Raw genomic sequence first — 15,471 nt, forward strand, 5'->3', positions numbered from 1 at the left:
GACCGAAGGAGCCCCCGATGATCGAGATCACCGTCGAGAACGGCGTCGCCGAGATCGTGCTGGACGCCCCCCAGAGGATGAACGCCCTGGACGAGGCCGCGCTGGCCGAACTCCAGGCCGCCTACGAGCGGGCCGCCGCCGGCGTCGAGTCCGGCGAGGTCCGGGCCGTGCTGCTGCGCGGCGAGGGCCGCGGCTTCTGCGCGGGCCGCGACATCTCCGCCGTGGTCCCGGCCGAGGACGACGCCACCGCCTACCTGCGGGACAGGGTCACCCCGGTGCTGCGGGCCATGTCCGAGATCCCGGTCCCCACCTTCGCCGCGGTGCAGGGCGCCTGCCTGGGCGTGGGCCTCGGCCTCGCGATCGCCACGGACGTGGTGTACGTGGCCGAGGACGCGAAGATCGGCTCGCCGTTCGCGAACCTCGGGGCCACCCTGGACTCGGGCGGCCACTGGCTGTTCACCGAGCGCCTGGGCGCGCACCGCACCCTGGACCTGATCTACACGGCCGAGCTCCTCTCGGGCGCCGAGGCCGTCCAGGCCGGGCTGTTCTCCCGGGCCCTGCCCGCGGACGAGCTGCTCGAGTTCACCCGCGCCAAGGTCGCCCAGGTGGCCTCCGGCGCGACCCTCGCGTTCCGCGCGTCGAAGGAGCTCGTGGCCCAGGTCCGCGACCACCGCGTGGGCCTGTGGGAGTCCCTCGACGCGGAGAACATCGCCCAGGGCGAGCTCTGCGGCACCGCCGACTACGCCGAGGGCTTCCAGGCCTTCCAGGAGAAGCGGAAGCCGGAGTTCACCGGCCGCGGCTGAGCCGCCGCACCCCGCCACCGACGACGGCGCCGCACCCTTTACGTGAAGGGCGCGGCGCCGTCGTCGTCCCGGCTTGGCCGCGTCACATTCCCGTCATCAGCTGGGATCGTGGCGTGAGTCACAGAGGATCGTATACGGTGACGGGTGTCACTTCCCGACCGATCGGTCGGGAACCACACCGTCCCGCCGCCGTCTCACGGTCGGCCGCCGCCCCGCATCCCAGGAGCATCCATGAGCCACACCGTCGCATCCCCCGCGGCGCCCGCCCCCGCGCGCGATCGCCGCGAGGAGCGCAAGGTCATCGCCGGCACCGTCGTCGGCACCACCATCGAGTGGTACGACTTCTTCATCTTCGCCCAGGCCACCGCCCTCGTCTTCGCCGCCCTCTTCTTCCAGCCGATGGGCGAGAACGGCTCCCAGATCGCCGCGTGGGCCACCCTCGGCATCTCCTTCCTCATCCGCCCGCTCGGTGCGATCATCGCCGGCCACCTCGGCGACCGCTTCGGCCGCAAGTTCGTCCTGTCCCTCACGCTGATCGGCATGGGCCTGGCCACCACCCTCATCGGCCTGCTGCCCACCTACGCCCAGATCGGGGTGTGGGCGCCGATCCTGCTCGTCGTGCTGCGCCTGCTGCAGGGCCTGTCCGCCGGCGGCGAGTGGGGCGGCGCGGCGCTGCTGTCCGTGGAGCACGCCCCCCACGGCAAGCGCGGCCTGTTCGGCTCCGCCCCGCAGATCGGCGTGCCGCTGGGCATGATCCTGGCCACCGGCGTGCTGTTCATCGTGCGCTCCACCATGTCCGAGGAGCAGTTCCTCGCCTGGGGCTGGCGCATCCCGTTCCTGATCTCCGTGGTGCTGATCGTCGTCGGCTACCTGATCCGCAAGGCCGTGGAGGAGTCCCCGGTCTTCAAGGAGATGCAGCAGCTCAAGGTGGACGAGTCCGCCCCGCTGGGCGAGCTCTTCCGGCACCACACCAAGGAGGTCATCCTCGCCGCCGTGATCTTCGCCGCGAACAACGGCGTCGGCTACCTGCTCATCGCGTGGTTCTCGAAGTACGGCGGCCCGAAGGGCCTGGGCATGACCTCCTCCGAGGTGCTCATCGCGAGCCTCGTCGGCGGCGTCGGCTGGTTCATCTTCACCCTGCTCGGCGGCTGGATCTCGGACAAGATCGGCCGCAAGCTGACCTTCGTCCTCGGCTACGGCTTCCTGATCGTCTGGGCCTTCCCGCTGTTCGGGCTGCTGAACACCGCGTCTCTGCCGCTGTTCTCGCTGGGCCTGTTCGTCCTGACCCTCGGCCTGGGCCCGTCCTACGGCCCGCAGTCGGCGATGTACGCCGAGATGTTCCCGGCCCGCGTCCGCTTCTCCGGCGTCTCCATCGGCTACGCGCTCGGCACCATCATCGGCGGCGCCTTCGCCCCTCTGATCGCCGACCAGCTCGTGAAGACCGGCTGGGAGAACGTGGCCTGGTACATCATCGCGATCTCCGCGGTCTCGCTCATCGCCGTCCTGTTCGTCCCCAAGGGCATCCAGGACCGCGAGCTGCACGACGAGCAGGTCGTCGCCACCCGCTCCCACCCGGTGGTCCCGGCCTGATCTGGCCCGCCTGACGGGCTTCGCCCGCCCCCACCCCACGACGACGGCGCGTCCTCCTCCGGAAGGGCGCGCCGTCGTCGTGGGCGACCGGACCGGGCCGGCGCCGAGGCCCGCAGACACGCCGCCACGTCGGGGACGAAACGGCGCGTCTGCGGGCCTCCGTGCGGGGTGCGCCGGGTCAGACGCTGATCGACGTGGCCTCGGCGCGGCCGCCCGGCCCCGTCTCCGCCCCGTCACACCCCGCCCCCGCAGTTGACCCCCGTCACACCGGCCCGGGATACTGAACCTGAACGCACGGTCGGTAATTCGCCGCGCCCGCCTCGTCGTCGGTCACTCAAGGAGTCTCCATGTCCGCACAGTCCCAGGCCCTGCTCGTCGGCGGTCGCCGCACGCCCGTCGGCAAGTACGGCGGCGCCCTCTCCTCCGTCCGCCCCGACGACCTCGCCGCCCTGACCATCAAGGCCGTGATCGAGGACGCCGGCATCGACCCGTCGGTCGTGGACGAGGTCATCCTCGGCAACGCCAACGGCGCCGGCGAGGAGAACCGCAACGTCGCCCGCATGGCCTGGCTGCTGGCCGGCTTCCCGGACACCGTCCCAGGCATCACCGTGAACCGCCTCTGCGCGTCCGGCATGTCCGCGATCGGCATCGCCACCGCGATGGTGCGCTCCGGGATGGCCGACGTCGTCGTGGCCGGAGGCGTGGAGTCGATGTCCCGCGCCCCCTGGGTGATGGAGAAGCCGACGACGGCGTTCGCCAAGCCCGGCGCGGCCTTCGACACCGCGATCGGCTGGCGCTTCGTGAACCCGCGCTTCGCGGACGGCGAGTTCGGGGAGAAGTTCACCTTCTCCATGCCGGAGACCGCCGAGGAGGTCGGCGAGGTGGACGGCATCACCCGCGAGGACGCCGACGCCTTCGCCGCCCGCTCGCACGAGCGTGCGCTGGCCGCCATCGAGGCCGGCCGCTTCACGGACGAGATCGTGCCCGTCGTCGTCACGGGCCGCAAGGGCGCCGAGACGATCGTGGACACGGACGAGGGCCCCCGCCCCGGCTCCACCCCCGAGGTGCTCGCCGGCCTGCGCCCGATCATCAAGAAGGACGGCGTGGTCACCGCCGGCAACTCCTCCTCCCTCAACGACGGCGCCTCGGCGATCCTCGTCGTCTCCGAGCGGGCCGCGCAGAAGTACGGCCTGACCCCGCGAGCCCGCGTCGTGGAGTCCACCTCGGCGGGCCTGGCCCCCGAGATCATGGGTCTGGGCCCCGTCCCGGCCACCGAGAAGGCCCTCGAGCGCTCCGGCTGGTCCGTGGCGGATCTGGGCGCCGTCGAGCTCAACGAGGCCTTCGCCACCCAGTCCCTGGCCTCGATGCGGCGCCTCGGCCTGGACCCGGAGACCGTCAACGCCGACGGCGGCGCGATCGCCCTGGGCCATCCGCTGGGCTCCTCGGGGTCGCGTCTCGTGGTCACGCTGCTCGGTCGGATGGAGCGTGAGGGCGCGGACAGGGGCCTGGCCACGATGTGCGTGGGCGTGGGTCAGGGCTCCGCGATGCTCGTCGAGAGGGTCTGAGCAGATGACCGGCTTCAGCCACTTCACGGCACTGCGCGTCGAGGAGCGTGAGGACCGCGTCCACGCGCGCATGGACCGCCCGGGCGTGCGCAACGCGATCGACCAGACCATGGTCGACGAGTTCCACGAACTCTGCGCCCACCTCGAACGCGAGCCGAAGATCCTGATCATCTCGGGCACGCAGGTGGAGTCGAAGCGCGAGCCGGGGACGTTCTCCGGCATCTTCGCCTCCGGCGCGGACATCGGACAGCTGCGCGAGCGCCGCCGCGACGACGCCCTGCGCGGCGTGAACTCGCAGGTCTTCGACCGCATCCACCGGCTGCCCATGCCCGTGATCGCAGCGATCGACGGCTTCGCCCTCGGCGGCGGCGCGGAACTGGCCTACGCGGCCGACTTCCGCATCGCCACCCCGGCGCTGAAGATGGGCCAGCCCGAGACGAGTCTGGGGATCACCGCCGCTGCGGGCGCCCAGTGGCGGCTCAAGGAGCTGGTGGGCGAGCCGGTGGCCCTCGAGCTGCTGCTCGCCGGACGGATCCTGGACGCGCAGGAGGCCCTCGAGCTCAAGCTCGTCACCGAGCTGCACGAGCCGGAGGCCCTCCTCGACGCCGCCGACGCCCTCGCCGACCGCATCGCGCAGCAGGACCCGCTGGCGGTGCGGCTGTCCAAGCGCGTCTTCCACCTCCCCCGCGAGGCCCACCCCCACGTGGACGAGATCGCGCAGGCCATCCTGTTCGAGTCCGAGGCCAAGTTCGAGCGCATGCAGGCGTTCCTCGACCGCAAGAAGAAGTGAGGACTGACATGACCGATCAGCAGCACACCCCTGATGCCGCGCCGTCCTCCGTGCCCGCCGTCGTCGGCGTCCTCGGCGGCGGCCGGATGGGTGGCGGCATCGCCCACGCGTTCCTCGTCTCCGGCTCGTCCGAGGTGGTCGTCGTCGAGCGCGACCCGCGGTCGGCCGAGGCCGCCAGGGAGCGCATCGAGGCCGACCTGGCCGCCTCCCTGGACCGCGGCAAGATCGACGGCGACCTGGACGAGTGGGCGCAGCGCCTGACCGTCACCGTGGACCGCGCCGACTTCGCCCGCTGCGACCTCGTGGTCGAGGCCGTGTTCGAGGACATGCAGGTGAAGATCGAGGCGCTCACCGACGTCGAGGCCCACCTGCGCGAGGACGCCTGGCTGGCCAGCAACACCTCCTCCCTCTCCATCGACGAGATCGCCACGCACCTGCAGCGCCCCGAACGCTTCTGCGGCCTGCACTACTTCAACCCGGTGCCCGCCTCGAAGCTCGTGGAGGTCGTGATCGGCGAGCAGACCGGTGCGGAGCTCCAGGCCCTGTCCACCGAGTGGGTCCGCGGGCTCGGCAAGACCCCCGTCGTCGTCAAGAACGCCCCGGGCTTCGCCTCGTCGCGCCTGGGCGTGGCGATCGCGCTCGAGGCCATCCGCATGGTCGAGGAGGGCGTGGCCTCCCCCGAGGACATCGACGCCGCCATGGTGCTCGGCTACAAGTTCCCGGTCGGCCCGCTGGCCCTGACCGACATCGTGGGCCTGGACGTGCGCCTGGGCATCGCGGAGTACCTCGAGTCCCAGCTGGGTGAGCGCTTCGCCCCGCCGCAGCTCATGCGGGACATGGTGGCCCGCGGCGAGCTCGGCCGGAAGTCCGGCAAGGGCTTCTTCGACTACCGCTGAGCCCCCGGGGCCGGCGCGGCTAACGTGACGGGCATGGACGAGCCCACGCTGCTGCGCGTCGCCCGCGACCGCGCCCTCGAGCTGCCGGGCAGCGCCGCGTCGCGCCCCTTCGGCCCGGACACCGAGGTCATGAAGGTGCAGGGGAAGCTGTTCGCGGTGTTCATCGACCACGACGGGCGCCGCCTCGTGAACGTCAAGGCCCGCCCGGAGGACGGCGCCCAGCTGCGCGCGGCCCTGCCCGCGGCGATCACGCCCGGCTATCACATGGACAAGCGGCACTGGCTCAGCCTGGCCGCGCACCCGGACCTCGACGAGCAGCTCGTCCGGGACCTCGTCACGGAGTCGTACCTGCTGGTCGTCGCGAAGCTCCCGCGCACCCGGCGCCCCGTGGACCCCGAGACCTTCGGCCGGGCCTGATGTCGGCTGACCGCCCCTTCCGCTTCACCCACCGCTGGGCCGCCCCCGCGGACGCCCGGTCCGTGCTGGCCCTGCTCGCCGACCCGGCCGGCTACCCACGCTGGTGGCCTGCCGTCCCGCGCGCCCATCGCCTGGGCCCCGACCGCGCCGCCGTCCGGCTGCGCGGGTTCGTGCCGGTGCGTCTGACGATGGAGCGTCTCATCGACGACCGCGCCCGCGGCCTTCTGGTCGCGCACCTGAGCGGGGATCTGACGGGCACCGTGCGGGTCACCGTGCACGACGACGGCGCCCCGGCCGGACACGCGCCGCACTGCGTCGTGACGTGGGAGCAGGAGGTGGTGCTGACCTCGCCGTGGATGCGCGCCGTGACCCGCGTGCCGGGCGCCCGCACCGCGATGGGCCTCAGCCACGCGGCCGCGATGCGCTCCGCGCGTCGAGCGCTCGGGGCGAAGGCCGTGCCGACCGCTGATCCCGCTCGAAGGGCTCGTCCATGACGGCCCGGCGCCCCAGGCCGGCTCAGAGCTCGGCCTGCGCCTCGTTCCACTCGCGGGACAGCGGCGGGCGGGAGAGGCCGTCGAGGAGGCCGTCGGCGGGGTCGATGCCGAGCTCCACGATCCTGTTGTCCGCGTCCACGTGGACGACCTTGGGCTGGAAGTGGCGGGCCTCGTCGTCGTCCATCTGCCCGTAGGCGATGAGGATGACGATGTCCCCCGGATGCACCAGGTGGGCGGCGGCGCCGTTGATGCCGAGCACGCCGGAGCCCCGCTCGCCCGCGATGGTGTAGGTCTCCAGTCGCGCGCCGTTGGTGACGTCCACGATGGACACGAGCTCGCCGGGGAGGATGTCCGCGGCGTCCAGCAGGTCCTGGTCCACGGTCACGGAGCCCACGTAGTGCAGGTCCGCCTGGGTCACGGTGGCCCGGTGGATCTTGGCGTGGAACATGGTGCGCAGCATGCGGCAGAACTCTCCGGATGAGGGGGTGGGTCGGGTCCGAGAGGACCGGTGCTCGATTCTACGCCGGTCCGGAGACGAGGGGCAGGGGCCGACGCCGGCCCGAGGCTCCCGCCCCTCTCGTCGAGGCCCGCAGACACGCCGCTACGCCCTGGCGGTAGCGGCGTGTCTGCAGGCCTGGGCGGGTCAGATCCACGACGGCGGCACTCGGCCCGGCGGGGTCCGCGCAGCCACCAGGCCCCGCAGCTGCCGCACGAACAGCTCCCAGTGCCCTGGCCGGAACACGTCGGCGGTCACCCGGATCACCTCCCACCCCTCCGCGCGCAGGGCCGCGTCCCGCTCGCGGTCCTCACGCCACTGCCGGCGATCCGTGCGGTGCTGATCGCCGTCGTACTCGACGGCCACCTTGGCGTCCGCCCACACCAGATCGACGCGGAGCCGCTGTCCCGTGGCGAGGCGGATGCACGGGTTCACTGCGGGCTCGGGGACGCCTGCCAGGACCAGCCGCGCCCGCAGCCGGCTCTCCTGCGGCGAGTCGGCCCCGGGACGCACGAGCTCCAGCGCCTCCCGGGCCGCACGGATCCCGCGCACCCGACCGCGTTCCTCGACGGCGGCGCGCAGCTCGGCCACGTCCGTCACCCCGGGAGGCAGCCGACGGCGGCGGGCCTCCGTCGGGGCGGTCCGAACCATGCTGTCCCCCAGCGCGACGAGATGCTCGAGCGGCCCGGCGTGCGCGGCGAGGTCCACGAAGGTCCACCCCGGTGCGGTCACACGCACCCCGTCCACGATCCGCACCGGTGCGTCGGCGCGGAGGCGGTGTGAGCGGATCCCGGCCCGGCTCGACGCGGTGCCGTGGCCGCGCGGGGTCGCGATGTGCACGGACCGGTCGGCGGCGAGCGGCCCGGTCAACCACAGGCCGAGCACCCGGGCGGCCGTGACGTGGCTGAACACGCCCTCGGGGTGCAGATCCTGCAGTGCCCGCACATGATCCATGGGGTCCGGTGCGACGCCGCGCAGGCCCCAGAGCCCCCAGCCGAGGGAGACCACGTCCCCGCGCCGCAGCCGGGCCGCACTCACGCCCGCCTCGCGCGCGGCCGGGGTCGAGAACACGGTCGGAGCGCGGAGGAGGCCGTCCAGTCCGCAGCGCATCGGAGGCAGGGGCGCGGGCGAGCGGGGCATGGGCCGAGCGTGCCCGATCCGGGCGGGCCGCCGTCGTCGTCCGCCGGGATCTGTGGACGACGCCCCGCCGAGGCCCGCAGACACGCCGCCACGTCCTGGCCATAGCGGCGTGTCTGCGGGCTTTGGCGCCACGGGTCGCCGCCAGACCCCACCCCACCCCTCCCCACGACGACGGCGTCACCGGCCCGGCTCCCCCTCCCGCGTGATCCACGTCTCGGCTAGGGTGAGGAGCAATAACCGACCGATCGGTCGGGACCCGTCCGTGCCCCCGACACCAGGAGACCTCGTGACCGTCACCGCCCCCTCCCTCCCGGAGATCCTCCCCAGCTACGTCGCCGGCAGCTGGTGGACGCCGTCGCACCCGTCCAAGGTCACCGACGTGACGGACGCGAACACCGGCGCGCGCCTGACCGGCGTCTCCACCGACGGCCTCGACACGGCCGCCGCCATCGAGCACGCCCGCACCGTCGGCCAGCAGGCCCTGGGCGAGCTGACCATCCACGAGCGCGCCCTCAAGCTCAAGGAGCTCGCGCTCTTTCTGAACTCCCGCGTCCAGGAGCTCTACGACGTCTCCTTCGCCACCGGCGCCACGCAGCGCGACCACGCCTTCGACGTCGACGGCGGCATCGGCACCCTCTTCACGTTCTCCGGCAAGGGCCGCCGCGAGCTACCGAACTCCACCGTGATCATCGACGGCGACGTGGAGCCCCTCTCCCGCGACGGCTCCTTCATCGGCGAGCACATCTACCAGCGCATCCCGGGCGTGGCCGTGCAGATCAACGCGTTCAACTTCCCCGTGTGGGGCATGCTCGAGAAGTTCGCCCCGGCCTTCGTCGCCGGCGTGCCCACCGTGGTCAAGCCGGCCACCCCCACCGGCTACGTCACGCAGAAGTGCGTCGAGCTGATGCTCGAGTCCGGCGTGCTGCCCGAGGGCTCGATCCAGCTGATCTCCGGCTCCGCCCGCGACCTGCTGGACCACCTGGACTACCGCGACCACGTCGCGTTCACCGGCTCCGCCGCCACCGCGGCCACGCTGAAGAAGCACCCGAACGTGCAGGAGGGCGGCGTCCGCTTCACCGCGGAGACCGACTCCCTCAACGCCGCCATCCTCGGCCCGGACGCGGACCCGGAGTCCCCCGAGTTCGAGGCGTTCGTGAAGGTCGTCTTCCAGGAGATGACGGTCAAGGCCGGACAGAAGTGCACGGCCATCCGCCGGGTGATCGTCCCGCAGGACCGGGTCGAGGCCGTGACCGCCGCCCTCACCGAGCGCCTGGCCGCGAAGGTCGTCCTGGGCGACCCGCGCGTCGAGGGCACCACCATGGGCGCCCTGGCCTCGAAGGAGCAGCAGGGCGAGGTCCGCGGCGCGGTGCAGCGCCTGGTCGACGCCGGCGGTCAGGTCCGCCTCGGCGGCCCCGAGGGCTCGACCGGTGACGCCGACGCCGAGTCCGGCGCGTTCTTCGCCCCCACGGTGCTCACCTTCGAGGACGCGCGCACCCCCGAGGTGCACAGCGTCGAGGCGTTCGGTCCGGTCACCTCGGTGATCGGCTACACGGACGTGGCCGACGCCGTGGCCCTGGCCGCCCTGGGCTCGGGGTCGCTCGTGGCCACGGTCGCCACGAACGACGGTGAGACCGCCCGCGCGTTCGCCGCCGGGATCGGCGCCCACCACGGCCGCGTGCACGTCCTGAACCGCCAGACCGCCACGACCACCACCGGTCACGGCGCCCCCGTGCCGGTGCTGATCCACGGCGGCCCCGGCCGCGCCGGCGGCGGCGAGGAGCTCGGCGGGGTCCGCGCCGTGAAGCACTACATGCAGCGCACGGCGATCCAGGGCTCCCCGGACATGCTCACGGCCATCACCGGCGTGTGGCATCAGGGCGCCGCGGCCCACACGGTGACCCGCGAGGACGTGGAGGCCGGCACGGCCGTGCACCCGTTCTACAAGTCCCTGGCCGAGCTGACGGTGGGCGACCAGTTCGCCTCCGGCCTGCGCACCGTCACCCTGGAGGACATCACCGCCTTCGCGGAGGAGACCGGGGACAGGTTCTACGCCCACACGGACGAGGAGGCCGCCATGGCCAACCCGTTCTTCCCGCGCCGGGTGGCCCACGGCTACCTGCTGGTCTCGTGGGCCGCGGGGCTGTTCGTGGCCCCGGATCCGGGCCCGGTGCTGGCCAACTACGGCCTGGAGAACCTGCGCTTCATCACGCCGGTGACCTACGACGACGCCATCCGCGTGACCCTGACGGCCAAGCGCATCACCCCGCGCGTGAGCGACGAGTACGGCGAGGTGGCCTGGGACTGCCGGATCCACAACCAGAAGGACGAGCTCTGCGCCCAGTACGACGTGCTGACGCTCGTGGCCAAGACCTGGCCGATGGCCCCGTCCGAGACCTCCCAGGGCTGAGCCCCCCTGCTTCGACGGGCCGTCCCGTGCGCCCGCTGCGCGCCGGGCGGCCCGTCGTCGTCCCCGGGAACAAGGAGCGTGCCCGGAACGTTCACCTGTACGTCCCATTCGGACCGCGAGAGAAGAAGGTCGACATACATGTCCGAGTTCACCCGTTTCGAGCAGGTCGCCGTGCTGGGCACCGGCGTGCTGGGTTCGCAGATCATCATGCAGGCGGCGTACCACGGCAAGAAGGTGATGGCCTACGACGCGGTCCCCGCCGCCCTCGAGGGGATCGAGCGCCGATGGGCGTGGATCCGCCAGGGCTACGAAGCGGACCTCGGGGAGGGCTACGACGCGCAGCGCTTCGACGAGGCCATCGCCCGCATCACGCCGACCTCGGACCTCGGCGAGGCCCTGGCGGATGCGGACATCGTGATCGAGGCCGTCCCGGAGAACCTGGAGCTCAAGCGCAAGGTGTGGGCCCAGGTGGGCGAGCTCGCCCCCGCCACGACCCTGTTCGCCACGAACACCTCCTCCCTGCTGCCCTCGGACTTCGCCGACGCCAGCGGCCATCCGGAGCGCTTCCTGGCCCTGCACTACGCCAACCGCATCTGGGCGCAGAACACCGCCGAGGTCATGGGCACCGCCGCGACCTCGCCGGAGGCCGTCGCGGGAGCCCTGCAGTTCGCCGAGGAGACCGGCATGGTCCCCGTGCACGTGCGCAAGGAGATCCCGGGCTACTTCCTCAACTCCCTGCTCATCCCGTGGCTGCAGGCCGGCTCCAAGCTGTACATGCACGGAGTGGGCAACCCGGCGGACATCGACCGCACCTGGCGCGTGGCCACCGGCAACGAGCGCGGCCCGTTCCAGACCTACGACATCGTGGGCTTCCACGTGGCCGCCAACGTCTCCCGCAACACGGGCGTCGACTGGCAGATCGGCTTCGCTGAGCTGCTCGAGAAGAGCATCGCGGAGGGCCACAGCGGTGTGGCCGACGGCCAGGGGTTCTACCGCTACGGGCCGGACGGGGAGAACCTCGGCCCGGTGGAGGACTGGAACCTGGGCGACAAGGACACCCCGCTCGGCTGACCTCCTCGACTGACGGATCAGGGGCCGTCCGGTGCGCACCACGCATCGGGCGGCCCCGACGCATGCCCCCGCCGCTTCCTTGTGGCATCCGTCACAGCGCACGTAGAGTCGGGCCATGACGACCTCCCGACTCCCCCTGCTCGGCGCCCTCGCCGTGGGCGCGCTCGCCCTCGCCGGGTGCGCGGGCGGCGGCGCAGAGCCCTCCTCCCCCGCCCCCTCGTCGGCGTCGTCCACGACGACGGCGGCCTCGTCCGCGTCCACGTCGCCCGCGGCCAGCAGCTCCACGGCCCCCACGTCGCCCGCGGCCAGCACCTCCACGGCGAGCACGGCCAGCGCCTCCGCCTCCAGCAGTCTGTCCCTCGAGATGCCCCCCGCGCTGGACGGGCAGCGGACCCTGGCGGTGCAGGCCGCCGTGCAGCGGGCCGCGGGGCCGGGGTCCGAGGTGGGGCTGAGCGCCGCCTCGCCGCTGGAGCGGCAGACGGAGCTGCGCCAGCGGGCCGCCGGCCTGGAGCAGGCGGTCGACGCCGGCGCGAGCCCGGCTCCCACCCGCAGCGCGGAACAGCAGGCCTGCCTGGACGCCACCCGCTCCGCCCTGGAGCGGGACGCCGAGGCCGGGGCCGCGGACCTGGGGCTCACGGCCCAGCCGGAGACGGCCGCCACCACGGGCGGCGGGCCCACCACGACGCCGGCGCCCTCCTTCACGGCGTCCCCCGACGCCGAGGTCACTCCGCTCGGCGTGCGCGTCACCGTGTACCCCACGGAGGAGGCCGCCCGCGCCGCCCTGGAGGACGCCCGAGCGGCGGCGCAGGCCTGCACCGGGGTGGACCTGGCCGGGCTCGGCGTGGAGAGCGTGACGCGGACCGAGCACGAGGGCGGCACCGCGTACACGGCGCTCCCGGCCCCCGGGGGGTCCGTCTACGCCCACCTCACGGACGTGCAGGACGGCGCCCGCACCGTGGCCGTGGCCCAGGCCGACGCGGACGGCGGGGTGCCCGCGGACGCGGAGGACCGCGCGGCCTCGATCGTGGCCGACGTGCTCGCCGCGCTCGACGGCGAGGGCTGAGGACAGCGGGCCCTCAGCCCCGCAGGCCCCCGAGCACCACGCCCGTGACGGCGTCGATCATCTGGCCCGGTCCCTCCTGGCCGGGGACGCCGCGATCCGGCCGGTACCAGTCGACGATCGAGTTGATCATCCCGAGCGCCAGACGGGCGAGGTTGCGCGGGGTCACGTCGGAGCGCACCGCACCCGCGGCCTGGGCGGCCTCGAGCAGGTCACCGAAGCGCCGGGTGATCTCACGACGGCGCTCGACGGCGGCCACCTCGACCGCCGAGTTCCCGCGCAGGCGCAGCAGCAGGGTCACCTCGGGCTGCTTCTCCGCCAGCACCCCGAGCGTGCCGCGGATGGCCGCCTCGACCTGCGCGCCGGCGTCGACCCCGCTGGCCACCACATCGTCCAGGCACGCCTCGAGGGCGTCGAGCGCCTCCGTCACCGCGTGGTCGAGGATCGCCTCCTTGGACTCCACGTGGTGGTAGATCGCGGACTTGGAGATGCCCAGGTGGGCGGCGAGCATGCCCATGGAGGTCGCCTCGTAGCCGTGCCGGTTGAAGAGCTCGACGCACTCGGCCAGCAGCGTCTGCCGGTCATAGCCGGGCCGGCCGCGGCGCGGGGTGGGGCTGCTCTGGGGCACGGGGCTCCTTCGGGGGCGGGCGGACGCCGACGACGACGGCGCGCCGGTCCACTCTACCGGGCACGCCGGCGTCGGGTCCGGCCGCGGGGACGGGATCAGGCCTGGTCGCGCAGGTCGTAGATCCGCTTGAGCTTGCCGGAGGAGCGGGCCAGGGACTCCGGCTCCACCACGTTGATCACGCACGAGGAGCCGATCTTCGTCTTGATCTCCATGCGCAGGTGCGCGGCACAGGCCTGGGCCTCCTCGAGGGTCGCATGATCACGGCGCTCGATGTTCACGGCCATCTGGTCCATGCGGTCCGGGCGGGTGATCTCGAGGGTGAAGTGCGGCGACAGGGCCGGCTCCTTGAGGGCCAGCTCCTCGATCTGCGACGGGAACAGGTTCACGCCGCGCAGGATGATCATGTCGTCCGAGCGGCCGGTGATGCGGCCCATGCGGCGGTGGCCCGGGTGCGTGGTGCCCGGCAGCAGGCGGGTGAGGTCGTGGGTGCGGTACCGGATGATCGGCAGCGCCTGCTTGGTGAGCGAGGTGAAGACGAGCTCGCCGTGGCGGCCGGTCTCGAGGACCTCGTCCGTGAGCGGGTCGATGATCTCGGGGCGGAAGTGGTCCTCCCAGATGTGGGAGCCGTCCTTGGTGGCCGCGGACTCGCCGGCCACGCCCGGGCCCATGACCTCGGAGAGGCCGTAGATGTCCAGGGCGTCGAGGTCGAAGGTCTGCTCGATCTCGCGGCGCATCTCCTCGGTCCACGGCTCGGCGCCGAGGATCGCGACCTCGAGGGAGGACTCGCGCGGGTCCAGGCCGAGCTTCTTGAAGCCGTCCGCGATGGTCAGCAGGTAGGTGGGCGTGGAGAGGATGGCGCGCGGCTGGAAGTCGGTGATCAGCTGCACCTGCTTCTCCGTCTGCCCGCCGGACATCGGGATCACGGCCGCCCCGATGCGCTCGGCACCGTAGTGGGCGCCCAGGCCGCCGGTGAACAGGCCGTAGCCGTACGCGTTGTGCACGCGGTCACCGGGGCGGATGCCGCCGGCGCGGAAGCAGCGGGCGACGAGGGTGGCCCACGTGGCCAGGTCGTCGTCGGTGTAGCCGACCACGGTGGGCTGGCCGGTGGTGCCGGAGGAAGCGTGGATGCGACGCAGCTCGGGGCCCGTGGCGGCGAAGGCGCCGAACGGGTAGCTCTTCCGCAGGAACTCCTTGTCCGTGTACGGGAACTTGGCGAGGTCCCCGAGCTCCGTGAAGTCCGAGGGGTGGACGCCGTGCGCGTCGAAGTGCTCCCGATACGCGGGCACGTTCTCGTAGGCGTGGTGCAGGGTCCAGCGGAGGCGTTCGAACTGGAGCGCCTCGATCTGGTCCCGGCTCATCGTCTCCTCGGGGTCCGGGGCCCCGCGGTCGGCGGGGGCGGGCAGGGGTGCCGGCGTGTACGGGTTGGGGATCGAGGCCTCGAGCATGGCGTTCTCCTGGGGATGCGGGGTCGGGCGACGGTCGACGACGGCGGCGCACCGGCGGGTGCGCCCGTCGGTCAGCGTCCGGGGGCGGGGATGGTGCGGGAGCGGCCGCGGAAGGCGGCCACCGGGGTGCCGTCGTCGGTGGTGACGGTGATGTCGTAGACGGCCGAGCGGCCGGCGGCGGCGACCAGGCGGCCCTCCGCGACGAGGGTCTGCCCGGCGCGGGTGGCCGCGAGGAAGTTGACGTCCACGCCGGAGGCCACGGTGAGGGTGGAGCCGTCCGAGGCGGGGTCGTTGCAGGTCAGCGCGAAGCACGTGTCCGCGAACGCGAAGACGGCGCCGCCGTGGGCCAGGCCGAAGCCGTTGTGCTGGTCCTCGGTGAGCGTCATCCGGATGCGCGCGTGGTCCTTCTCGGCGGCCTCGAGGGTGACGCCGAGCCACCGTGCCACGCGGTCCTCCGCGAGCATGGGGTGGTGGGCGGTCTCGGTCATGGGCGGGCCTCCCTGCCGGCACGGGCGCGCCGGCGCGGCGGCGCAGAGAATTACTGAACGATCATTAGGTAACTCTCTGGATGTGACCCGCGTCAAGTCCGCTCCGGTGTGTGACGCTCGCCGACCCCGCCCTGCCACCGCCGGGGCGGGGCGCACCGAGACCCTGTGTGCGGGCCCTGCC

At 73.0% G+C, this 15,471-nt stretch carries 15 protein-coding genes; 10 read left to right on the forward strand and 5 right to left on the reverse strand.

Features of this window, described 5'->3' with window-relative positions; genetic code table 11:
* Window positions 1–17: 17 nt before the first annotated feature.
* From ACUW6W_RS09045 to ACUW6W_RS09075, 7 genes are all read left to right on the forward strand, one after another.
* The gene (locus ACUW6W_RS09045) at window positions 18–803 is read left to right on the forward strand and encodes an enoyl-CoA hydratase/isomerase family protein (protein WP_049146507.1); all 786 of its coding nucleotides are present in this window, start codon (window positions 18–20) and stop codon (window positions 801–803) included.
* 231 nt (window positions 804–1,034) lie between these two features.
* Entirely contained in the window at window positions 1,035–2,393 is a 1,359-nt protein-coding gene (locus tag ACUW6W_RS09050; RefSeq protein ID WP_036339067.1) for an MFS transporter, read from the forward strand.
* Between the two features lie 347 nt (window positions 2,394–2,740).
* Window positions 2,741–3,958, forward strand: coding sequence for a thiolase family protein (locus ACUW6W_RS09055; protein ID WP_036318114.1), 1,218 nt, complete (start codon window positions 2,741–2,743; stop codon window positions 3,956–3,958).
* A gap of 4 nt (window positions 3,959–3,962) precedes the next feature.
* Window positions 3,963–4,748: an enoyl-CoA hydratase/isomerase family protein gene (locus ACUW6W_RS09060; protein WP_454180133.1), complete on the forward strand. Its 786-nt coding sequence runs from the start codon at window positions 3,963–3,965 to the stop codon at window positions 4,746–4,748.
* Between the two features lie 8 nt (window positions 4,749–4,756).
* The gene (locus tag ACUW6W_RS09065) at window positions 4,757–5,644 is read left to right on the forward strand and encodes a 3-hydroxyacyl-CoA dehydrogenase family protein (RefSeq protein WP_063188652.1); all 888 of its coding nucleotides are present in this window, start codon (window positions 4,757–4,759) and stop codon (window positions 5,642–5,644) included.
* Window positions 5,645–5,677: 33 nt separating this feature from the next.
* Window positions 5,678–6,061 carry an MmcQ/YjbR family DNA-binding protein gene (locus ACUW6W_RS09070; RefSeq protein ID WP_355504855.1) on the forward strand — a complete coding sequence of 128 codons (384 nt, stop codon included), beginning with the start codon at window positions 5,678–5,680 and terminating at the stop codon, window positions 6,059–6,061.
* Window positions 6,061–6,555, forward strand: a complete 495-nt coding sequence (locus tag ACUW6W_RS09075; RefSeq protein ID WP_170079969.1) for an SRPBCC family protein — start codon at window positions 6,061–6,063, stop codon at window positions 6,553–6,555. The genes ACUW6W_RS09070 and ACUW6W_RS09075 overlap by 1 nt, the downstream gene beginning before the upstream one ends.
* A gap of 22 nt (window positions 6,556–6,577) precedes the next feature.
* Here the strand turns inward: ACUW6W_RS09075 and panD are convergent, their stop codons facing one another.
* Window positions 6,578–7,015, reverse strand: a complete 438-nt coding sequence (gene panD, locus ACUW6W_RS09080) for an aspartate 1-decarboxylase (protein WP_010080090.1) — start codon at window positions 7,013–7,015, stop codon at window positions 6,578–6,580.
* 183 nt (window positions 7,016–7,198) lie between these two features.
* Window positions 7,199–8,191 (reverse strand): DUF559 domain-containing protein, encoded by a 993-nt coding sequence (locus ACUW6W_RS09085; protein ID WP_454180134.1) that lies wholly within the window; start codon window positions 8,189–8,191, stop codon window positions 7,199–7,201.
* Window positions 8,192–8,477: 286 nt separating this feature from the next.
* Between ACUW6W_RS09085 and paaZ the strand changes: the two genes are divergently transcribed.
* The 3 genes from paaZ to ACUW6W_RS09100 all read left to right on the forward strand — a co-directional run bounded on the left by paaZ (window position 8,478) and on the right by ACUW6W_RS09100 (window position 12,732).
* The gene (paaZ, locus tag ACUW6W_RS09090; protein WP_454180135.1) at window positions 8,478–10,598 is read left to right on the forward strand and encodes a phenylacetic acid degradation bifunctional protein PaaZ; all 2,121 of its coding nucleotides are present in this window, start codon (window positions 8,478–8,480) and stop codon (window positions 10,596–10,598) included.
* 138 nt (window positions 10,599–10,736) lie between these two features.
* Window positions 10,737–11,669, forward strand: a complete 933-nt coding sequence (locus ACUW6W_RS09095) for a 3-hydroxyacyl-CoA dehydrogenase (protein ID WP_123244488.1) — start codon at window positions 10,737–10,739, stop codon at window positions 11,667–11,669.
* A 115-nt stretch (window positions 11,670–11,784) separates the two neighbouring features.
* Window positions 11,785–12,732: a hypothetical protein gene (locus ACUW6W_RS09100; protein WP_454180136.1), complete on the forward strand. Its 948-nt coding sequence runs from the start codon at window positions 11,785–11,787 to the stop codon at window positions 12,730–12,732.
* 13 nt (window positions 12,733–12,745) lie between these two features.
* Here the strand turns inward: ACUW6W_RS09100 and ACUW6W_RS09105 are convergent, their stop codons facing one another.
* From ACUW6W_RS09105 to ACUW6W_RS09115, 3 genes are all read right to left on the reverse strand, one after another.
* On the reverse strand, window positions 12,746–13,357 hold the full coding sequence (locus ACUW6W_RS09105; protein WP_363932609.1) for a TetR/AcrR family transcriptional regulator: 612 nt from the start codon (window positions 13,355–13,357) through the stop codon (window positions 12,746–12,748).
* A gap of 95 nt (window positions 13,358–13,452) precedes the next feature.
* Window positions 13,453–14,802: a phenylacetate--CoA ligase family protein gene (locus ACUW6W_RS09110; RefSeq protein WP_049146481.1), complete on the reverse strand. Its 1,350-nt coding sequence runs from the start codon at window positions 14,800–14,802 to the stop codon at window positions 13,453–13,455.
* Between the two features lie 71 nt (window positions 14,803–14,873).
* Entirely contained in the window at window positions 14,874–15,290 is a 417-nt protein-coding gene (locus ACUW6W_RS09115) for a PaaI family thioesterase (RefSeq protein ID WP_020624995.1), read from the reverse strand.
* Between the last annotated feature and the right edge of the window lie 181 nt (window positions 15,291–15,471).

This window comes from Micrococcus sp. 093350064-1 (assembly GCF_053627955.1).